Here is a 16,847-nt window from a genome sequence, read left to right as displayed (position 1 = left end):
TTTGGGGCTAAATCACTCGTTTACGATACAGTTTTTACCGCTTCGTTTTCCCTTATATAGACGCTCGTCAGCCTCTTTTATCATCGTGTATATGTCCTTTTGCTCTTTTGTGCTTTCATAGCAAGATACACCATAAGTCATAGTAACTGAAATTTGAGTATCTTCATATAAAATATGGCTTGAGTTTATGGAATTTCTTACACGCTCTAAAACGCTTAAAGCTTTTTGGTCTGTGCTATCGCATAGGATTATTAAAAACTCCTCCCCACCCCAGCGACACACGAAGTCATCTTTTCTAAAGATATTTTTAAAAATCTCTGCGATGTTGATTAAAACCTTATCCCCAGCGTTATGTCCGTAAGTGTCATTTATCCTTTTAAAGTCATCTATATCGCATATCACGACTGCAAAATCCCGCTCATTGTTTAAATTTTCCTTTACAAAGGCATTTAGAGCGTTTCTATTTTGTAGTTTTGTGAGAGGATCTTGGTTTAAAATTTCTTCTATCTCGATCTTTTCTTGTCTTGCATTTATAAAGGCAAGAGTGTTTGAAAGCTCTAAAAGGCGTGAAACTATTATGGCAAAACAACACGCCACAACGGCATTTGAGATAAAAAATGTATTTTCCCAGCCATCATATTTAACAGTCCCATCATAAAACAGATAGTAGCAACCAAAAAATATGCAAATTTGGGTAAAAATAAGAGCATTTGTCAGTATCTTGTATCTGATATCTGTAAAAAGCGATGTGAAAATAAAGGCAAAAAACAAAAGCTCAAACCCATATCCCCAGCCAAGACGCATAAAGCATAAAGTGGCGTGGATAACTATCTCAAACTGAGTAATTGCAAGTGAAATTTTCAAATTTTCATCATCATAAAATGATATGGCGGTTATAAAAATATAGATACAAACTGAGAATATGTTTAAGGTCATCAACGCGTTGTCGCCTAACGCGTAAAACATCGCAAGGTAAAAGATATGCGATAGTAAAATAAGGACATTTGTGATTTTTATGGCTGTTGTGGAGCTGATTTTGTGCATTGATAAATTTTGTATCATTTTTGTATCTCCATCTCCACGCGATCCTTGCCATTTTTTTTGCCACGATACAAAAGCTCATCCGCCTTTTTAATCATCTGCGCAAAGTTATCATCAAAGCCGTTTAAAAATATTACCATACCAAAGGTCATCGTCACGGACGCACCGCTTGGTAGTTTGTTGTTGCTTATGTTTTTTAAAAGTCTTTTTGGTAGGCTGTGGATAAACTCTATGTTTGCCTCTGGGATTATTATTAAAAATTCCTCTCCACCCCAGCGACAAATAAAGTCATCTTTTCTAAATATCTTTTTTAGAGTCGTTGCAATATCTTGAAGTACCCTATCGCCCCAGTTATGTCCGTAAGTGTCGTTTATGAATTTAAAGTTATCTATGTCGCCCATTATCAAGACAGAATTTGGCTTTTTGAAAATTTTAGGCTTGTATTTTATGATATGCTCGATACTTCGCCTGTTTAAAAGTCCTGTTAAGTAGTCGTGTTTTGAAAGACGCTCAAGCTCGTCTCTCTCATCTTTTAGCTCTTTATACGAGCTTGTTGTTAAGAAATTTGCAAACATTCCAAGCCTAATGATGACAAAAAACACTATTAAAGAGCAGATGACAAACGACATATTGCTAAACCACTGTGGCAAACCATAGCTATTTTGGAAATTTGGCTTCATTGCTATTAGGATTGCTAACTCACCCAAAGATATGGCGTATGAGAAAATTTTGTTATTAAACGTGCAAAAATAGTGTGAATATACAAGAAGCACCAAACATAGATAAAAACCGCTGCTAAAGCCCAGTATTGCGGTTGAGGATACGCTTATGTATATGACATTACAATGCACCCAAAGTATGCTGAAATTTTTATATTTATAGCTGTATCTTACTCTTACGATGAGTGTTATGATCACTAAAATAGCAGATACAAACATCAACGTATGATTTAGGATAAAAAATATCGACGTGCTTAAAATGTTAAACACAACGACCATATCGAGCAAAAATCGATATATGCCATCTGCTGATTTATACTCGATATAGTTTGTTTTATCAAGAACACTAAACATTAGTAGCTGTCGTAACTATCTTCGTCGCTGTCGCCGTCATCGTACTCGTAGTCATCTTCGTCATAGTTATAACTACGCTCGTTCTCATACTCTTCATCTTCGATCTCTTCAAGTTCTTCTTCGAACTCATCTTCAAACTGGCTCATACCTCACTCCTTTCATCTTGTTTTGCTACAAATGGCAACTCGTTTTTATCGCTATTTTCAACATATAGACTTTGACTAGGAAATGCAAAGCTAAGGTTATTTTTGGCAATTATATCCATAATACCTAAAATTATCTCTTGCTGAACTTGTAAAAATTCCGCCCTTATGGTCGTTTTTGTAAAGCAGTATATCAAAATATCAATAGAACTATCATTTAATTTATCTAAAGCCACATAAAGTTCATTTTTATAACCTGCTAGATCATCAATGCTTACTATATTTTGCTTAAATTTTAGCCTTCTGTTATCGCTTATAAAACTACCACCATTATCTGGTTTTGAAATTTTTGGATTTGCCAAAAGCATACTTTTTATCTCTGACATACACTTTAAAATTTGCTCGGGTTTTGAGTCGTAAGTAAGTCCAATTGTCATATTTATAAGTCGCCCAGCTTTTCTTCTAGACCAGTTGATGATAGGCTCACTTGCTAGTTTTGAATTTGGGACAAATATCAGGGCGTTATCAAAGCTTCTTATAGATGTTTTCCTTAGCCCTATCTCAACTATTGTGCCATCTATGTTGCCACAAACTATTCTGTCGCCTTGAGAGAATGAGTTATCAAACAAAAGCATAACTGAGGCAAAGAAATTTGCGATAATATCTTTTGCTGCAAACGCCACGGCAAGTCCGCCAATACCGAGTGAAGCGATAATTGCTGAAATATCAAAACCAAGTCGTGCAAGGATTAAAAGTATGGTGATTATTATGATTATAAAATATATGATTTTTATGATTAAATTTATAACCTCTTTGCGTCCACTCTTTTTTGTTAGTTCGCTTATGATTATTAATCCATAGCCATTAAGCATAGTGAGTGCTAACCAACCAAAACCTAAAATGTATGCTATGGATAGTGCAGTTGCGATACTAATTGGTATAGGAACTGGATAAAAGCCAACGCCTACACAAATTTTAAGTGCATATATGATAAGCAAATACGCTATCGGACGTTTGACGATGATTAAAATTTGCTCTTTTTCATCGGTGCCATCTTGCTTTGAAAGTATTGTAAGCACCAAATATGTGAGTTTTGCCAAAATTCTCGTAAGCGATATGAAAAATACAAATACAGCAAAGATGATGACACTTTTTCCAATATTAAATTTAGACGCTAAAGTTGGAATTTGTTTGTTGATAAACTCTATTGCCGTTGTTAAATTTAGCTCTGAAAGTATGCTGTTTGAGCTAAGAAGATCAGCATTTGTTTTTAAGTAGTTTAAAACCTCTTCACTGCTTTGCTTTTGTAGCTGCAAGGCATTTATCTGAGCGTCAAATTTGTTTGTATCAAGTGATTTTAACTCCTCGATATTTGTGTATGAGTTGGTTTGGAGTGTCAAAAGTCCAGAATTTATAAGCTCTCTTATAGCCTTTGCGTGTGTGCCGTTTTTAAACATCTCCTCAAGCTCTATTAACGTTGTGTAGTAGGCTTGTGCGATATTCATACTCTCAAGCTCGATTGCATTTTGGACGTAAGCGGTTTTATTTTGGCTATTTTCATATCGCTTGACTATTTTTTCTAACTCCGCCTTTTTGACTCTAAATTTCTTTATCTCGCTCTCTTTTATAGAAATTTGAGTTATGAAAAATGGTATTTGCTCAAGCAACTTTGCCTTTTTATCATTTAAGATAGCTAAATTTGCCTTGCTTGAGTTTGAGTCGGTTTGAGCCTTTAGTATGTTTATTTGTGAGTTTAGTTGCTCTAATTGCTCTGTGATTTGCACGATAGTATTATTATCTTCAGCACCAAAAACAAACGTAAATAACGCAAAAAGCAAAAGCCAAAATTTCATAATCTACCTTACTGCTAGTAGCTTAAAGCTTTTGGTTTTTAAATCGTAGCTAAAAATTTCACCCGTTTCAATGATATAGTGCCAACCATAAATTTCAAGCTTTCCAGCGTCAAAATCGCTCTCAACGTTTGGATAGGTTAGTAAATTTTCAATGGAATTTATGATATTTAATCGCTCTGTTAACCACGCTATTTTGGCCGGATCGTCGCTTGTAAATTTTAAAACTTCGGTTTTTATAGGTTCGATTAGTTTTATCCAGTTTCTTAAATTCGGTGTATTTACAAATTTACTTTCATCTTGATAAATTGCCTTACAACCGCCGCAATCAGAGTGTCCGCATATGATGATAGTTTTTATATTTAGCACTTGCAGAGCGTACTCTATGGCTGAGGTTGTAGCTAAAAAGTCATCACTCACGCGGTATGGAGGCACTATATTTGCTATATTTCGTATTGTAAAAAGATCGCCTGGTAGCGCGTTTGTTATGAGATTTGGCACTACGCGAGAGTCGGTACAGGTGACAAAAAGTACCTTTGGATCTTGGTTATGCTTCAGACTTTTAAATAGCTCTTCGTGCTCTAAAAATCCGTCCTCCATAAAGCTTACAGCACCTTCTAATAAAGCTTTCATAAAACTCCTATTTAACACAAATTTGAGCCGATTATATCAAAAGTAGGTTTAAAGCTAAATTTTGGTGTCAAAAAATGCGTAAGGGTGGTGTCCGACACGCTCGTTTTCTGGTGGTAACTGCATATAATCGCCGTAATATGTTCGTAAAATTTCATCATAGTTTTTGATAATCATAAGCTTTGTATTTTCAAAATCGCAAAGTACGTAGTCATCAAAGTCGCTTTTTTGATAAATTTCTTTAAATCCAGTAGATAAAATCCCTAAATTTTCTTGATTTGTGCCGTTAAAAATTTTCTCTAATTTTTGATATTTTTTGATTAGTTTTTCTCTTTTTTCAAAGAATTTATAGTATAAAAATCTTGGAAAATGAGTGATTTTCTTGACAATTTTTTTAGCTTTGCTTTTATATTTATAGTCATAATTTGGGAAACTAGCGATCTCAATCTTTTTAAGTAGCTTTTTTAATTTTAAAAAGTGGCTATCTTTTTGGTCTTTATTAATCTCATCAAGGCAAAAAATATCAATAAAAATGCCAAATTTTCTAAAATAAATTTCGTGTTTTTTATCTAAAAACTCGCCGACATATCTTTTATGACAGAGCTTTGCAAAATTTAGATTGTAACCATCCACGTTTAAATCAAGCAGGTAAAAATCATCAAGCTTTTTTAAAGCCATTATCAATTTTTCATAGTTTTTTCTTGTTAAAAATATATCAAAATCATCGTCCCAAGGTATAAATCCACCGTGCCTGATTGCACCGATTAAAGTCCCGTATGCCAGTGAGTATTTTATATCGTTTGCAAGGCAAATTTCGTGAATTACATTTGCCATTTCAAGCATTACTTTTTTACACTCATTATCATTTAATTTTCGCATTTTAGCCTCTTTATTTTTAAATTTAATTCATCTAAATCATCTTTATCATCAATCTCGCCAACAAGCTCATTCGGAACGTTTAAAAAGCCCATATTTATATCGCTAATCACGTCTAAAACGGCGTTATCGTAATATTTTTTAGGGTCTAAAAACGCACTTTTTTCAAGCGATAAAATGTGGCGTTTTATCACGTCTGCATCGGTTTTATTAAAGTAGCTAATGCCAAGAAGCGAAGGGGCATTGAGTGCTGAAATTTCAATGCCAACGACGCGATTTTCTTGCGTTTTGATAATCCACTCTGGCTTTTGTGAGTTTGCCCTAATTGTCGTGTAGTAGTGCGAATTTTGGCGGATTTGAAAGATATTTTTTAAAAGCACAACATCAGCGTCAATAACAAAACTATCGCCAAAATAAGGCAAAGCAAGGGCAAATGAAGCTAGGTTGTTTGAGGCGTGAAAATTCTCATTTTTAATGAGTTTTACTCCGAATTTTTGCTCTAAATAGCTAAAATTTTCGCTTAAATAGCCGGTGATTACGTAAATCTCGCTAATGTCTCGCTCGTTTAGAAATTTTATCGTTCGCTCAATATTTGGCTCACCTAAAATATCAAAAAGTGCCTTGTGTTTGCTTTTTGTTAGCTCTTTAAGCCGTGAGCCAAACCCAGCAGCTAAGATGATTGCATTCATTTTAATCCTTATAAATTTGTAAGCAGTGAGCCGATGATAATTAGCACGGCAAAAATGGCTAAAACTATTGAAAATTCGCCGCCCAAAACAAAGCCGATTAAAATCGCCCAAAATGAGTATGAGATATTTAGTCCCATTGCCCTTAAAGCGCCGATTTTAGTGATACCAAAGTAGTAAAGCAGGTATGAAAACGCACCAAAAATTGCAGCTAAAAATAGACTTTTAAAGCCAAAAAACTCGCTTTCAAAATTGATAGTAAATCCTAAAAACACGGCTAATAAAAACAGGCAAATACTGCTTACACCCTGCCTTATAAACAACGCATTTAAGGGGCTTAGCTCATCTTTTAGGGCTAAGTTTATCACCACGCATTCAGCACCCCAGCCAAAGGCACAAAGTAGTCCAAAAATCGCACCAAGTAGGCTAAAATGCACGTTATAGCTTAAAAAACAAAGCCCAACGCTACTAACTACGGCTAAGCCTAGCCCAAAAAGTCCGGTCTTGCTAAGCTTTTGCTTTAAAATAAAATTTGCTAAAACCACGCTAACTACGGGATAAAGTGAGCTAAACACCGCTGCAAAGCCGATATTTGCGTAAGAAATGGCTAAAACAAACGAGCCCATACCGATAAAACCGCCAAAAAATGAGGCTAGGGCAGTGATTATTAACGAGCGTCTTTTAATTATAAATATATATTTAAATTTATTTAAAAAAATAATTAACAAAAAGATAACCAAAAAGCTTAAAAAGTCGTGCAAAAATGCCAAAACTAGCGGATTTAGCGAAATTTTTGCCAAAATCGTGCCGTCAAACGCCCATAAAATCCCACTAAAAAGTGCGGCAAAAAATCCGCTCATAACACCCTTTCTAATGCCGATTTTAGCCGTTTTTTAGCGTAGTTTGTGTAGCTTTCATCGCCGTTTGAGATTTTAACCAAACTCCAAGCCGTCCATAAAATATCTTGCACACTTTTATAAATTTCTATCTTTGATTTTAGTCCTAAATCTGCCCCATAAAGCCCCAAAAATCGCTCTTCTTCATCATTTGAAAAATCGCTTTCAACAAACAAAGAAGCCACGTCCCAAGCTGGGTCATTTAGCCCTGAATACTCCCAGTCAATGATGAAAATTCTCTCATCGCACATTAAGATATTCTCAGGCACTAAATCGCCGTGAGTTGGAACTAAGATGGTATTTTTAGAGTAAAATTTTTGATTGATTTTTGTTAATTTTTGCTCTAAATCGTTAAAAATTTCAAGTGCTGTTAAAAATCCATTAAATTTTAATGCCGTTTCGTTTGAAACTAGATTTAGATAAATTTTCATCTGTAAAAATGGGTTAAAATCATTTTTAAACTCCATTTTTGAGCTGTGAATTTTGCTTAAAATTTTAGCTATTTTCTCACTATTTTGCCTTAGTGTGGCTGGTTTTAGGGTTATGGCATTTGATAAAAATTCCGTGATTTTTATCCCGCTAACTTCATCAAAAAACGCCGTTTTTACGTTAAATCCGAAATTTGAAGCGATTGTTTGATTTAGTTTTTCATCATCTCGTTTTATGATTTGATTTGAGCGGTTGCCCGGCACTCTAAGCACGAATTTTTCGCCATTTGAAGTGATTAGAAAGTTTGAGTTTGTCATACCGCCAAGTGCGTTAATCTCATCGGCATTTTTGCCAAGCGAATTTGTAAAAATTTCAGAAATTTCTTTAAAATCAAACAAAATTTTACCTTGTTTTTATTTATTTTGTGTTTATTTTATCAGTTTTTTGTTTAAAATAGCTAAAAACAGATTTTTTAAGAAAATTTTTACTCTTTATTTACCTATTTTTTGCTAAATTTCACAAAAAAATTAAAAAGGAGAAAAAATGAGTTTATACAACAGAAACTACACGCAAGAGCGTGAGATAGAACAAACCTACGCGCAAAGCAACCTAAGTGCGTTTATCAAGCAGACTTATCAGCTTTTTGCCGCTTCGCTTTTAGCAGCTACAGCTGGTGCTTACACTGGAATTTACTTTCTGGCTGCAACGCTAATCCAAAACAAATTTTTGTTCTGGGGTATTGTGATAGTTGAGTTTATCACACTATTTGCCTTAATGGCAGCAAAACGCAAGGCAGGGCTAAATCTAATCTTGCTATTTGCATTTACATTTATGAGCGGACTTACGCTTACTCCGCTACTTTATGCGATTTTGGGTATGCCAAGTGGTGCGGCTATCGTAGCTCAGGCATTTACGCTTACGACCGTTGCTTTTGGCGGACTTAGCATTTTTGCTATGAATACAAAACGCGACTTTACGACAATGGGTAAAATGCTATTTATCGCACTTATCGTTGTTGTGGTTGCAAGTTTGATAAACATTTTCACGCAAAGCCCAATGTTTCAGCTTGTGATTGCAAGTATATCTGCGATTTTATTTAGTGCTTACATACTTTATGATACACAAAATATCATTCGTGGCAACTATGAAACGCCAGTTGAGGGTGCGGTTGCACTTTATCTTGACTTTGTAAATTTATTTACTTCATTGCTTCAAATTTTAGGTATTTTTGGACGTGATGAGTAACGTTTATAGAGTTATAGACGCAAATTTAAATAGACTAAAAGAGGGGCTTAGAGTCGTTGAGGACATAAAAAGATATGGCTTTAACGACAAAGCCCTAGCCCTAAAAATCAAAACACTTCGCCACAAAGCAAAAATCCCACAAAATGACTTCATAAAATTTAGAGATAGCACAAATGATGTGCTAAAATCAAGCACAAAAGATGAGCAAAAAAGAGCCGATTTAAACGACATAATCACGGCAAATTTTAAAAGAGCACAAGAGAGTGCGCGTGTGCTTGAAGAGTGCTTTAAAATCGTAAATTTAGAGTATTCAGAGCTTTTTAAAAGCATACGCTACGAACTTTACGAGATTGAAAAAGAGATTTATTAAAATTTTAAAACTTTTTTTGTATAATCAGCCCTAAAAATTTCAAAGGAAATCACGTGAGTTCATTATTTTTAGTGTTGCAGTTTGTCTTAGCGGTCATCATTACGATAGCCGTTTTACTTCAAAAAAGCTCATCTATCGGGCTTGGAGCATATAGTGGTAGTAACGAAAGCCTCTTTGGTGCAAAAGGTCCAGCTGGATTTTTGGCAAAATTTACCTTTGTCGTTGCGGTCATATTTGTTTTAAACACGCTAATGCTTGGCTACTCTTATAACAAAGAGATGAAGCGTTCATTAATTGATAGTGCAAATATACAAAGCATAGTGCCAAAAGCAAAAGATAGCGCAGTTCCTACTGCACCTGACGCGAAATAATGCGGATTCTGTTTTTACTCGTATTTGGGTTTGTATTTGCATTTGCAGATGCTCATATTTTTGTCTATCATCGTTTTGATGACCCAAAGCACTCTAGCACAAATATCTCGACAGAAATTTTGCGTAAGCAGTTTGATTATATCAAGCAAAAAGGCTATGAAGTCGTCCCGCTAGAGATGATGGTGGAGCGATTAAAAAATGGCGAAGATGTACCAAATAACTGGGTCGTGCTAGTTGTAGATGACGGCTATAAGAGCTTTTACCGCAATGGTTTGCCAGTATTTAAAGAGTATGGCTATCCATTTACTCTGTTTGTTTATGTCGAGGCAAGTGCTAGAAAATATGGCGATTATATGAGTTTTGATGAGATTAAAGAGACGTCTAAATATGGAGATATTCAGTATCACTCATACGCACATTTGCATATGGTTGGACTAGATGACGATAGGTTAAAGCAGGATTTTAGTGACGGCATAGCTGTTTTTGAAAAATATATGGGCAAAAAGCCCAAGTATTTTGCATATCCGTATGGCGAATATGATGAAAGAGTGATAAAAAAGGCAAAGGAATTTGGCTTTGAAGCACTTTTAAACCAAAATACGGGGGCGGTTTCGGCTAAAAGCGACAGGTTTGATCTAAATCGAACTCCGCTTAAAGATGAAACAAGTATGGACGTTGCCTTCGCTGATGAGTATCTTGACGCAAAGTGGATATTTCCAAAAGACTATCCAAAAAATAACGTCATCGATGAGCTAAGTATCATTGTGGATGATAAAAACGCCACAAAAGCCAAGTTTTTTGTTTCAGGGCTTAGCTCGTATAAGAGCGTGGATATAAAAGATGGAGTTTTTTACTACAAATTTAAAAATCCACTTGATAAGTATAAAGTGAGAATTTCACTAAAAATAGGACGCAAAACCACTACAAAAATTCTAGTTAAGGATATAAATAATGTTGAATGAAATTTATGCTAAACAAAAAGACGGCAACGAAAAGGCGATCTCGGCTTTAAAACGCGACTTTACGACGCTTAGAACTGGCAAGGTAAATATCAGTGTTCTTGATCACGTTTTTGTTGATTACTACGGCTCACAAACTCCGCTAAATCAAGTTGCCACTGTTATCGCAACCGACGCTTCAACTATCACGATAACACCTTGGGAGAAGTCAATGATAAAGACAATCTCATCAGCTATCCAAGCGGCAAATATCGGCGTAAATCCAAATTCTGACGGCGAAGGCGTAAAACTATTTTTCCCTCCAATGACAATTGAGCAACGCCAAGAGAACGCAAAGCACGCAAAAGCAATGGGCGAAAAGGCAAAAGTTAGCGTTAGAAACGTACGAAAAGACGCAAATGACGAGGTTAAAAAGCTAGAAAAAGACAAAGCCATAAGCGAAGATGAGAGTAAAAAAGCACAAGATGAAGTGCAAAAAATCACTGATAGCTATATCACAAAGATCGATACAATCGTAAAAGAGAAAGAAGCAGAGCTTTTAAAGGTCTGAAAATGAACATAGAGCAAATTTACAGGGACGCTGGGGCATATCTGCAAGGACATTTTTTGCTTTCAAGTGGCAACCACTCGGAATTTTACCTACAAAGTGCAAAGGTGCTTGAAGATCCGATTTTAGCGGGGCGTTTGGCTGATGAGTTAGCGTGTGTGATAGCACAAAATGGCGTGGAGTTTGATAGCGTTTGCTCGCCTGCTTTGGGTGGAATTTTAGCTGGATATGAACTAGCACGTGCCGCTAAAAAACGCTTTATATTTACTGAGCGAGTGGATAAAGTGATGAGCCTTAGGCGTGGTTTTGAGGTAAAAAAAGGCGAGAGATTTATAATCTGTGAGGACATTATAACCACTGGTGGCTCTGCGTTAGAGAGTGCAAAAATCATTGAGAGCCTAGGTGGTAAAGTCGTGGCATTTGCTGCCCTTGCAAATCGTGGATTTTGCTCACTTGCAAACATAAAAACCGAGCGAAAAAACGAGTGCAAACTACCTTTTGATAAGCCACTTTTTGCCTTAGGAAATTTTGAGTTTGAAATTTACACGCCAGATGAGTGCCCGCTTTGTAAAGGTGGTAGCGTCGCCGTTAAGCCTGGAAGTCGCGGAAACTAAATTTTAAAAATGTCAAAACAAAAGGCGACAATCGCACCGATTTTTATGCGTTTTAAGGCATTTGTGATTGATATGTTTATCATTTTAATGCCTATTTTGTATATTACGACCTATGTTGTGCTTGACGGGAAAGATGATTTTAAAAGCTCACAAATTGCTATTTTTATATGCAACGCTCTTTTTGGCGTGATTGTTTCGCTATTTTTTGCTTTTAAAGCCCAAACACCAGGCTATAAAGCACAACAAATTTATCTAATCAACCTAAAAACTGGACGCAAGATAAGCTTTTTTTACGCACTATGTCGTTACATTTGCTTTATTTTGGCTGGTTTTAGTGTGGTTGGGTTATTGCTGTGTTTTTTTAGAAAAGATAGGCTAAATTTTCACGATATTATCACAAACACCTCTGCTGTCATTAAAAAAATCTAGTTTTACTCACTCTTTGTATAATAAATTTAAAATTTTCATTATTAAAATATTTAAAAAGCATTTTTGGATATAATAAAATAAAAAGGATAAAAATGCTTACAAATCCCGTAGTTATCAGTATTTTAGTTATGACGGCTTTGTGTTTGATGAGATTTAATATCTTATTAGCCATACTTATTTCAGCACTCGTTGCGGGTGTGATGAGCGGTATTAGTATCGTAGATACGACGTCTATTTTAATTAGCGGAATGAAGGGCAACCTTGAAACGGCGCTTAGTTATATCTTGCTTGGAGCTTTGGCTTCTGCTATTGCTAGGACAAATTTAACGGCTATTTTAATAAACGCAATCAGTCAAATTTTAAGCAAAAAATCAACCTATTTAGTCCTTAGTATCGCTGCTATATCTTGCTTGTCGCAAAATTTAATACCAGTTCACATAGCTTTTATCCCAGTTCTCATACCACCGCTTTTGCCACTTTTTAACAGACTAAAGCTAGATCGCCGTGCCGTGGCGTGCGCACTTACTTTTGGTTTAAAAGCACCGTATGTCAGCCTAAGCGTTGGCTTTGGTTTGCTCTTTCATAACATACTTAAAAAAGAGCTTGAAAACAACGGCATAAATGTGAGCATTTCAGATATTCAAAGCGTTATGTGGATAGGCGGAGCGTCTATGTTGGTTGGACTATTTTTGGCGGTGCTGTTTTATGGCAGACAAAGAGATTATGGCGTTAGCGATGAGATGTTGACACAGAGTCTAAATGCGACTATGACTAGAAAAGAGTGGGCGGTTTTAGCTGGTGCGGTTGTGGCTTTTGGTATTCAAATTTACACAGAGTCTATGCCACTTGGTGCGTTAAGTGGGCTTGTGGTTATGATAGTTTTTAAAGGCATTGAGTATGATAAGGTAGATGAGGTTATGAGCCTAGGTCTTGCGATGATGGCTTTTATAGCTTTTATAATGCTTGTGGCTGCTGGATATGGCGCTGTTCTTAGAGAGAGTGGTGGTATTGAAGAGCTTGTGAAATTTGCTAGTTTGATCGCAGGTAGTAAGATCGTTGGAGTGCTTCTTATGCTTATTGTTGGTTTGCTAATCACTATGGGCATAGGCTCTAGCTTTGGCACGATACCAGTTATCGCCTCTATATACGTGCCTTTTTCTGTATCACTTGGACTTGATACTCCTGCGATTATTTTGCTTATAGGCATTGCAGCTGCCCTTGGGGACGCTGGTAGCCCTGCTAGTGATAGCACGCTAGGACCTACATCTGGGCTAAATGCAGACGGAAAACACGCCCATATTTACGATACATGCGTGCCTACGTTTATGTTTTTTAATATCCCTCTTATCATCGGCGCGACACTAGGAGCTATATTGCTTTAAATTTGGAACGCCTTTTGCTTACTCCTTTGAAAGATTAAAATTTTAAAGGATAAACTATGATGAGATCACTTTGGTCTGGTGTGACAGGGCTTCAGGCACACCAAATAGCTATGGACGTAGAGGGAAACAATATCTCAAACGTAAATACCGTTGGTTTTAAATACTCTCGTGCAAATTTTGCCGATATCATAAGCCAAACCCCAACCGTCGCCACAGCACCACAAGGTGAGCGTGGCGGTATGAACGCTACTCAGATAGGACTAGGAACTAGTATCAACTCAACTACTAGAATTTTCAGCCAGGGCACACTTCAGTCAACAGATAAAAATACAGACGTTGCGCTTCAAGGAAATGGCTTTTTTGTCGTATCTCCTGACGGTGGTAGGACTAGATACTACACTAGAAACGGCGACTTTTTGTTTGATAAGGCTGGAAATTTTGTAAACAACGGCGGTTTTATAGTTCAGGGCTGGACTAGAGATGATGAAACAGGCGCGATAGACGCCACTGGACCTATAAGAAATATCGTCATAAAAGAGGGGCTAACCACTCCTGCGCGTGCTACAAGTGTAGTAAATGTAAAGGCAAACCTAGACTCAGGAGACAGCATAGGCACTAGAAGCACCCCTGTGTATTCACTAGATGAGTTTGGCGGTGGTCGCGATAAAAACAATGATGATATGATCACTGAATTAGAAGTTCACGCTGAAAATGACAGAAACTCAAATGAGTTTTTTACAAATTCTAAAAATGAGCAGGTTCTAACTGAGCGCGGTGTTGACTTAGCAGTTTTGTATAATGAAACTGGCAACGCCTTAAGATTAAGAAATGGACAAGGAATTTGGGTAAGCTATGCAAACGCAAAGACTGAGAAATTTACAATAGGTAGCGCAGCTACAAATACCATAGGACAGGTTAATGCAGGTACTTTAGACATCACCCTTAATGGTGTAAATATAAAGAGCCCAAATGGTGCTATCACATCTATAAGCGACGTAGCATCACTCATAAACGCTCAGACAAAGCTAACTGGAGTAAGCGCTGAAATCTCAGAGGGCAATAAGCTAACCCTTATAAACAGAAACAACACCGGCACAACACAATCAACCAAAAACATCCATCTAATTGTAAATAATGGAAATCAATTAAATGGTGTAGACCAAACACAAACTAGTATAAAAGCTGTCGATGTTATCACCGCTTACCAGTATGTATATAGCTCCACAGCTACGACACCTGTACATACAAATGATGATAAGATTGCAAGGGTTGTAAATACGACTGAGGATCTGCGTGCAGCCATGCAAGAGGACGCTAGAGACCACGTGGACTATAACGGAGATGGCAAGATAGAAGCTGACTCAAAATCTGCAAATGCTGCAACTATAGCACAAAATGTCTTTAATAAAATGGGGCAACAACCTAATCTAGATCAGGTCAAAAATATTCTAGAGGCGTTTGGTAAATCAGTAAATCCAGCAGATGTTAATGCATATAAAAAAGTGTATGAGGATGCAGCAAATCAGGCTCAACCACCAGCTAATACAGATGCCGAGAAGCATAAAGCAGGCATACAAGCTCTTATAGCAAAAGCTGGTGCCGATACAAATGACCAGGTAAAATTTACTATAAATAAAGAAGGTCAGTTTCAACTGACAAATCCTAAAAATGGCAGACAAGATCACTCTTTATACATGAGCATAACTGGACTCACCTCTGAAGCCATAGGCAATGTCCAAGCCGTAAATGAAAATGTCAAGCTAACTACGCTTATGAGGTCGCTTGAGGGCTCACTAAGCCCAAGTGAAGCGGTAAGAAACAGTGGGGCTATGGTTATGTCTAGTCACGGCTCTACGATAGAAATTTTTGACTCTCTTGGCTCAAAACACACCGTAAGTATCAAATGGGCAAAAACCGGCACCACACCAGACGGTGGAACAGAGTGGGGTATGATAATACAAGTCCCAGAACCAGCGGAGATAAATTTCTCAGGCGAGGGCCCTGCAAACGTTATCACAGGCTCACTTAGATTTAACTCTGACGGCTCTTTGGGTAGCTTTTATCCTGCTGGATTTACATTTACAGCAAATAACGGCTCACAATCAGGTCAAAGCGTAAGGCTAAATTTTGGTCTTGGCACGGACTTTAACGGACTTACAAGTAACGATAGGGATTCAAGCACTGACTATGTAAGCCAGGATGGCTACGAGGGCGGAGCCCTAAAAGATGTCAGGATAGATCAGTCAGGCACAGTTATAGGTGCTTTTACAAACGGACAGAGCTTTGGACTAGCGCAGGTGGCACTAGCGACCTTTACAAACGAAGAGGGTTTAACAGCAGAGGGCGGAAATCTCTTTCTAGCTAGCGCAAACTCAGGCGAGGCGGTCATAGGCGCTGCCGGAACTGGTAATAAGGGAACGATAGCTTCAGCTAAACTAGAACAAAGTAACGTTGATTTAAGCCGTGCATTAACCCAACTCATCATCGTCCAGCGTGGTTTCCAAGCAAACTCAAAAACTATCACGACAAGTGATGAGATGCTAAACACACTTCTTCAGTTAAAAAATTAATACTTTCTAGCCTACCTTTTGGTGGGCTTTTGTGTTATAATCAAAAAAATAAAAAGATAAAAAATACCAAAACTTGCGGGTATTATCAGTTGGATTTTTACAAACTATAAAACTTACACTGACCCATTAGAATTTTTTAGTGTCTGTATATGTGCGATTGGCTTGTTGGTTTTGATTATACTTGGTAACTTAAAGTCAAAGAAAATTTTAAAAGAGATTAGAGATTTAAAAAAGTAAAGGATGCGTTATGGGTGTTTTTGTGGCGATTTTGATGATTGCAAGTGTTTTTATAGTGGGTTACTCGGCTTTAAATTCGGTTGATACTAAACAGAATAACGAAGCAAAGTAGCCCCAAAAATGGGGCTAAGATTATTTTAAAGAGTCTTTTGCAGATTTTGCAAGTGCCGCAAATGCATTCGCGTCATTCATAGCTAAGTCAGCTAAAATTTTTCTATCAAGCTCAATACCAGCCTTTTTAAGACCAGCGATAAAGCGTGAGTAGCTTATGTCATTTAGTCTGCAAGCCGCATTTATACGAACTATCCATAAACGGCGGAAATCGCGTTTTTTCTGGCGTCTGTCGCGGTATGCATAGACCAAGCTTCTTTCAAGCTGTTCTTTTGCTTTTCTAAAATGTTTATGTCTTGCACTATAAAAACCACGTGCAAGTTTTAAAACCTTTTTATGGCGTCTTCTTCTAACTACGCCCGTTTTTACTCTTGCCATATTTATCCTT

Annotated in this window: 19 protein-coding genes; 9 read left to right on the top strand and 10 right to left on the bottom strand. The window is 36.9% G+C overall.

Features of this window, described 5'->3' with window-relative positions; translation table 11 throughout:
* Nucleotides 1-12 precede the first annotated feature (12 nt).
* Genes CMCT_RS08860 through CMCT_RS08820 form a run of 9 tightly spaced genes read right to left on the bottom strand, consistent with a single transcriptional unit; the run spans nt 13 to nt 8,022 of the window.
* Entirely contained in the window at nt 13-1,062 is a 1,050-nt protein-coding gene (locus CMCT_RS08860) for a GGDEF domain-containing protein (RefSeq protein ID WP_082198669.1), read from the bottom strand.
* Complete coding sequence (locus CMCT_RS09480) at nt 1,059-2,114, bottom strand: GGDEF domain-containing protein (protein ID WP_051654917.1); 1,056 nt, start codon at nt 2,112-2,114, stop codon at nt 1,059-1,061. The genes CMCT_RS08860 and CMCT_RS09480 overlap by 4 nt, the downstream gene beginning before the upstream one ends.
* A complete protein-coding gene (locus CMCT_RS08850) occupies nt 2,114-2,260 on the bottom strand; it encodes a hypothetical protein (protein ID WP_034969910.1) in 147 nt (48 codons plus the stop codon). Before CMCT_RS08850 ends, CMCT_RS09480 begins: the two co-directional genes overlap by 1 nt.
* Entirely contained in the window at nt 2,257-4,110 is a 1,854-nt protein-coding gene (locus CMCT_RS08845; RefSeq protein ID WP_051654918.1) for a mechanosensitive ion channel domain-containing protein, read from the bottom strand. The genes CMCT_RS08850 and CMCT_RS08845 overlap by 4 nt, the downstream gene beginning before the upstream one ends.
* A gap of 3 nt (nt 4,111-4,113) precedes the next feature.
* On the bottom strand, nt 4,114-4,740 hold the full coding sequence (locus CMCT_RS08840; protein WP_034969913.1) for a carbonic anhydrase: 627 nt from the start codon (nt 4,738-4,740) through the stop codon (nt 4,114-4,116).
* A gap of 54 nt (nt 4,741-4,794) precedes the next feature.
* Nucleotides 4,795-5,616 carry a LicD family protein gene (locus CMCT_RS08835; protein WP_034969915.1) on the bottom strand — a complete coding sequence of 274 codons (822 nt, stop codon included), beginning with the start codon at nt 5,614-5,616 and terminating at the stop codon, nt 4,795-4,797.
* A complete protein-coding gene (locus tag CMCT_RS08830) occupies nt 5,604-6,302 on the bottom strand; it encodes an NTP transferase domain-containing protein (RefSeq protein ID WP_034969916.1) in 699 nt (232 codons plus the stop codon). The genes CMCT_RS08835 and CMCT_RS08830 overlap by 13 nt, the downstream gene beginning before the upstream one ends.
* An 8-nt stretch (nt 6,303-6,310) precedes the next feature.
* Entirely contained in the window at nt 6,311-7,159 is an 849-nt protein-coding gene (locus tag CMCT_RS08825; protein WP_034969919.1) for a DMT family transporter, read from the bottom strand.
* Entirely contained in the window at nt 7,156-8,022 is an 867-nt protein-coding gene (locus CMCT_RS08820; RefSeq protein ID WP_051654919.1) for a choline kinase family protein, read from the bottom strand. The genes CMCT_RS08825 and CMCT_RS08820 overlap by 4 nt, the downstream gene beginning before the upstream one ends.
* A gap of 145 nt (nt 8,023-8,167) precedes the next feature.
* Here CMCT_RS08820 and CMCT_RS08815 point away from each other — a divergent pair, with 145 nt between their 5' ends.
* The 9 genes from CMCT_RS08815 (at nt 8,168) to flgE (ending at nt 16,111) form a co-directional block, all read left to right on the top strand.
* The gene (locus tag CMCT_RS08815; protein ID WP_034969923.1) at nt 8,168-8,869 is read left to right on the top strand and encodes a Bax inhibitor-1/YccA family protein; all 702 of its coding nucleotides are present in this window, start codon (nt 8,168-8,170) and stop codon (nt 8,867-8,869) included.
* Complete coding sequence (locus CMCT_RS08810) at nt 8,862-9,239, top strand: hypothetical protein (RefSeq protein WP_034969924.1); 378 nt, start codon at nt 8,862-8,864, stop codon at nt 9,237-9,239. Before CMCT_RS08815 ends, CMCT_RS08810 begins: the two co-directional genes overlap by 8 nt.
* A gap of 53 nt (nt 9,240-9,292) precedes the next feature.
* On the top strand, nt 9,293-9,610 hold the full coding sequence (gene secG, locus CMCT_RS08805) for a preprotein translocase subunit SecG (protein WP_034969927.1): 318 nt from the start codon (nt 9,293-9,295) through the stop codon (nt 9,608-9,610).
* On the top strand, nt 9,610-10,572 hold the full coding sequence (locus CMCT_RS08800; protein ID WP_051654920.1) for a polysaccharide deacetylase family protein: 963 nt from the start codon (nt 9,610-9,612) through the stop codon (nt 10,570-10,572). The genes secG and CMCT_RS08800 overlap by 1 nt, the downstream gene beginning before the upstream one ends.
* Nucleotides 10,562-11,119 carry a ribosome recycling factor gene (gene frr / locus CMCT_RS08795; protein ID WP_034969929.1) on the top strand — a complete coding sequence of 186 codons (558 nt, stop codon included), beginning with the start codon at nt 10,562-10,564 and terminating at the stop codon, nt 11,117-11,119. Before CMCT_RS08800 ends, frr begins: the two co-directional genes overlap by 11 nt.
* Before the next feature lie 2 nt (nt 11,120-11,121).
* Nucleotides 11,122-11,730 (top strand): orotate phosphoribosyltransferase, encoded by a 609-nt coding sequence (gene pyrE / locus CMCT_RS08790; RefSeq protein ID WP_034969932.1) that lies wholly within the window; start codon nt 11,122-11,124, stop codon nt 11,728-11,730.
* Between the two features lie 9 nt (nt 11,731-11,739).
* Nucleotides 11,740-12,159: an RDD family protein gene (locus tag CMCT_RS08785; protein ID WP_034969934.1), complete on the top strand. Its 420-nt coding sequence runs from the start codon at nt 11,740-11,742 to the stop codon at nt 12,157-12,159.
* Nucleotides 12,160-12,251: 92 nt separating this feature from the next.
* Nucleotides 12,252-13,541 (top strand): Na+/H+ antiporter NhaC family protein, encoded by a 1,290-nt coding sequence (locus CMCT_RS08780; RefSeq protein ID WP_034969936.1) that lies wholly within the window; start codon nt 12,252-12,254, stop codon nt 13,539-13,541.
* Nucleotides 13,542-13,597: 56 nt separating this feature from the next.
* The gene (flgE, locus tag CMCT_RS08775) at nt 13,598-16,111 is read left to right on the top strand and encodes a flagellar hook protein FlgE (RefSeq protein WP_034969938.1); all 2,514 of its coding nucleotides are present in this window, start codon (nt 13,598-13,600) and stop codon (nt 16,109-16,111) included.
* A gap of 369 nt (nt 16,112-16,480) precedes the next feature.
* On the opposite strand, the gene rplT is transcribed toward flgE, so the two are convergent.
* On the bottom strand, nt 16,481-16,837 hold the full coding sequence (rplT, locus tag CMCT_RS08770) for a 50S ribosomal protein L20 (protein WP_034969941.1): 357 nt from the start codon (nt 16,835-16,837) through the stop codon (nt 16,481-16,483).
* Nucleotides 16,838-16,847: the final 10 nt, after the last annotated feature.

The organism is Campylobacter mucosalis, assembly GCF_013372205.1.
Classification (GTDB): Bacteria; Campylobacterota; Campylobacteria; order Campylobacterales; family Campylobacteraceae; genus Campylobacter_A; species Campylobacter_A mucosalis.
The sequence above is the reverse complement of the archived record's forward strand: the minus strand, read 5'-3'. Positions and strand labels throughout refer to the sequence as shown.

What these genes read in the sequence shown, in the direction of transcription:
- pyrE (WP_034969932.1), top strand. Translation starts at nt 11,122, where the DNA reads ATGAACATAGAGCAAATTTACAGGGACGCTGGGGCATATCTGCAAGGA.
- CMCT_RS08780 (WP_034969936.1), top strand. Translation starts at nt 12,252, where the DNA reads ATGCTTACAAATCCCGTAGTTATCAGTATTTTAGTTATGACGGCTTTG.
- CMCT_RS08840 (WP_034969913.1), bottom strand. Translation starts at nt 4,740, where the DNA reads ATGAAAGCTTTATTAGAAGGTGCTGTAAGCTTTATGGAGGACGGATTT.
- frr (WP_034969929.1), top strand. Translation starts at nt 10,562, where the DNA reads ATGTTGAATGAAATTTATGCTAAACAAAAAGACGGCAACGAAAAGGCG.
- CMCT_RS08835 (WP_034969915.1), bottom strand. Translation starts at nt 5,616, where the DNA reads ATGCGAAAATTAAATGATAATGAGTGTAAAAAAGTAATGCTTGAAATG.
- CMCT_RS08845 (WP_051654918.1), bottom strand. Translation starts at nt 4,110, where the DNA reads ATGAAATTTTGGCTTTTGCTTTTTGCGTTATTTACGTTTGTTTTTGGT.
- CMCT_RS08815 (WP_034969923.1), top strand. Translation starts at nt 8,168, where the DNA reads ATGAGTTTATACAACAGAAACTACACGCAAGAGCGTGAGATAGAACAA.
- CMCT_RS08810 (WP_034969924.1), top strand. Translation starts at nt 8,862, where the DNA reads ATGAGTAACGTTTATAGAGTTATAGACGCAAATTTAAATAGACTAAAA.
- rplT (WP_034969941.1), bottom strand. Translation starts at nt 16,837, where the DNA reads ATGGCAAGAGTAAAAACGGGCGTAGTTAGAAGAAGACGCCATAAAAAG.
- CMCT_RS08850 (WP_034969910.1), bottom strand. Translation starts at nt 2,260, where the DNA reads ATGAGCCAGTTTGAAGATGAGTTCGAAGAAGAACTTGAAGAGATCGAA.
- CMCT_RS08830 (WP_034969916.1), bottom strand. Translation starts at nt 6,302, where the DNA reads ATGAATGCAATCATCTTAGCTGCTGGGTTTGGCTCACGGCTTAAAGAG.
- CMCT_RS08860 (WP_082198669.1), bottom strand. Translation starts at nt 1,062, where the DNA reads ATGATACAAAATTTATCAATGCACAAAATCAGCTCCACAACAGCCATA.
- CMCT_RS08825 (WP_034969919.1), bottom strand. Translation starts at nt 7,159, where the DNA reads ATGAGCGGATTTTTTGCCGCACTTTTTAGTGGGATTTTATGGGCGTTT.
- flgE (WP_034969938.1), top strand. Translation starts at nt 13,598, where the DNA reads ATGATGAGATCACTTTGGTCTGGTGTGACAGGGCTTCAGGCACACCAA.
- CMCT_RS09480 (WP_051654917.1), bottom strand. Translation starts at nt 2,114, where the DNA reads ATGTTTAGTGTTCTTGATAAAACAAACTATATCGAGTATAAATCAGCA.
- CMCT_RS08785 (WP_034969934.1), top strand. Translation starts at nt 11,740, where the DNA reads ATGTCAAAACAAAAGGCGACAATCGCACCGATTTTTATGCGTTTTAAG.
- CMCT_RS08800 (WP_051654920.1), top strand. Translation starts at nt 9,610, where the DNA reads ATGCGGATTCTGTTTTTACTCGTATTTGGGTTTGTATTTGCATTTGCA.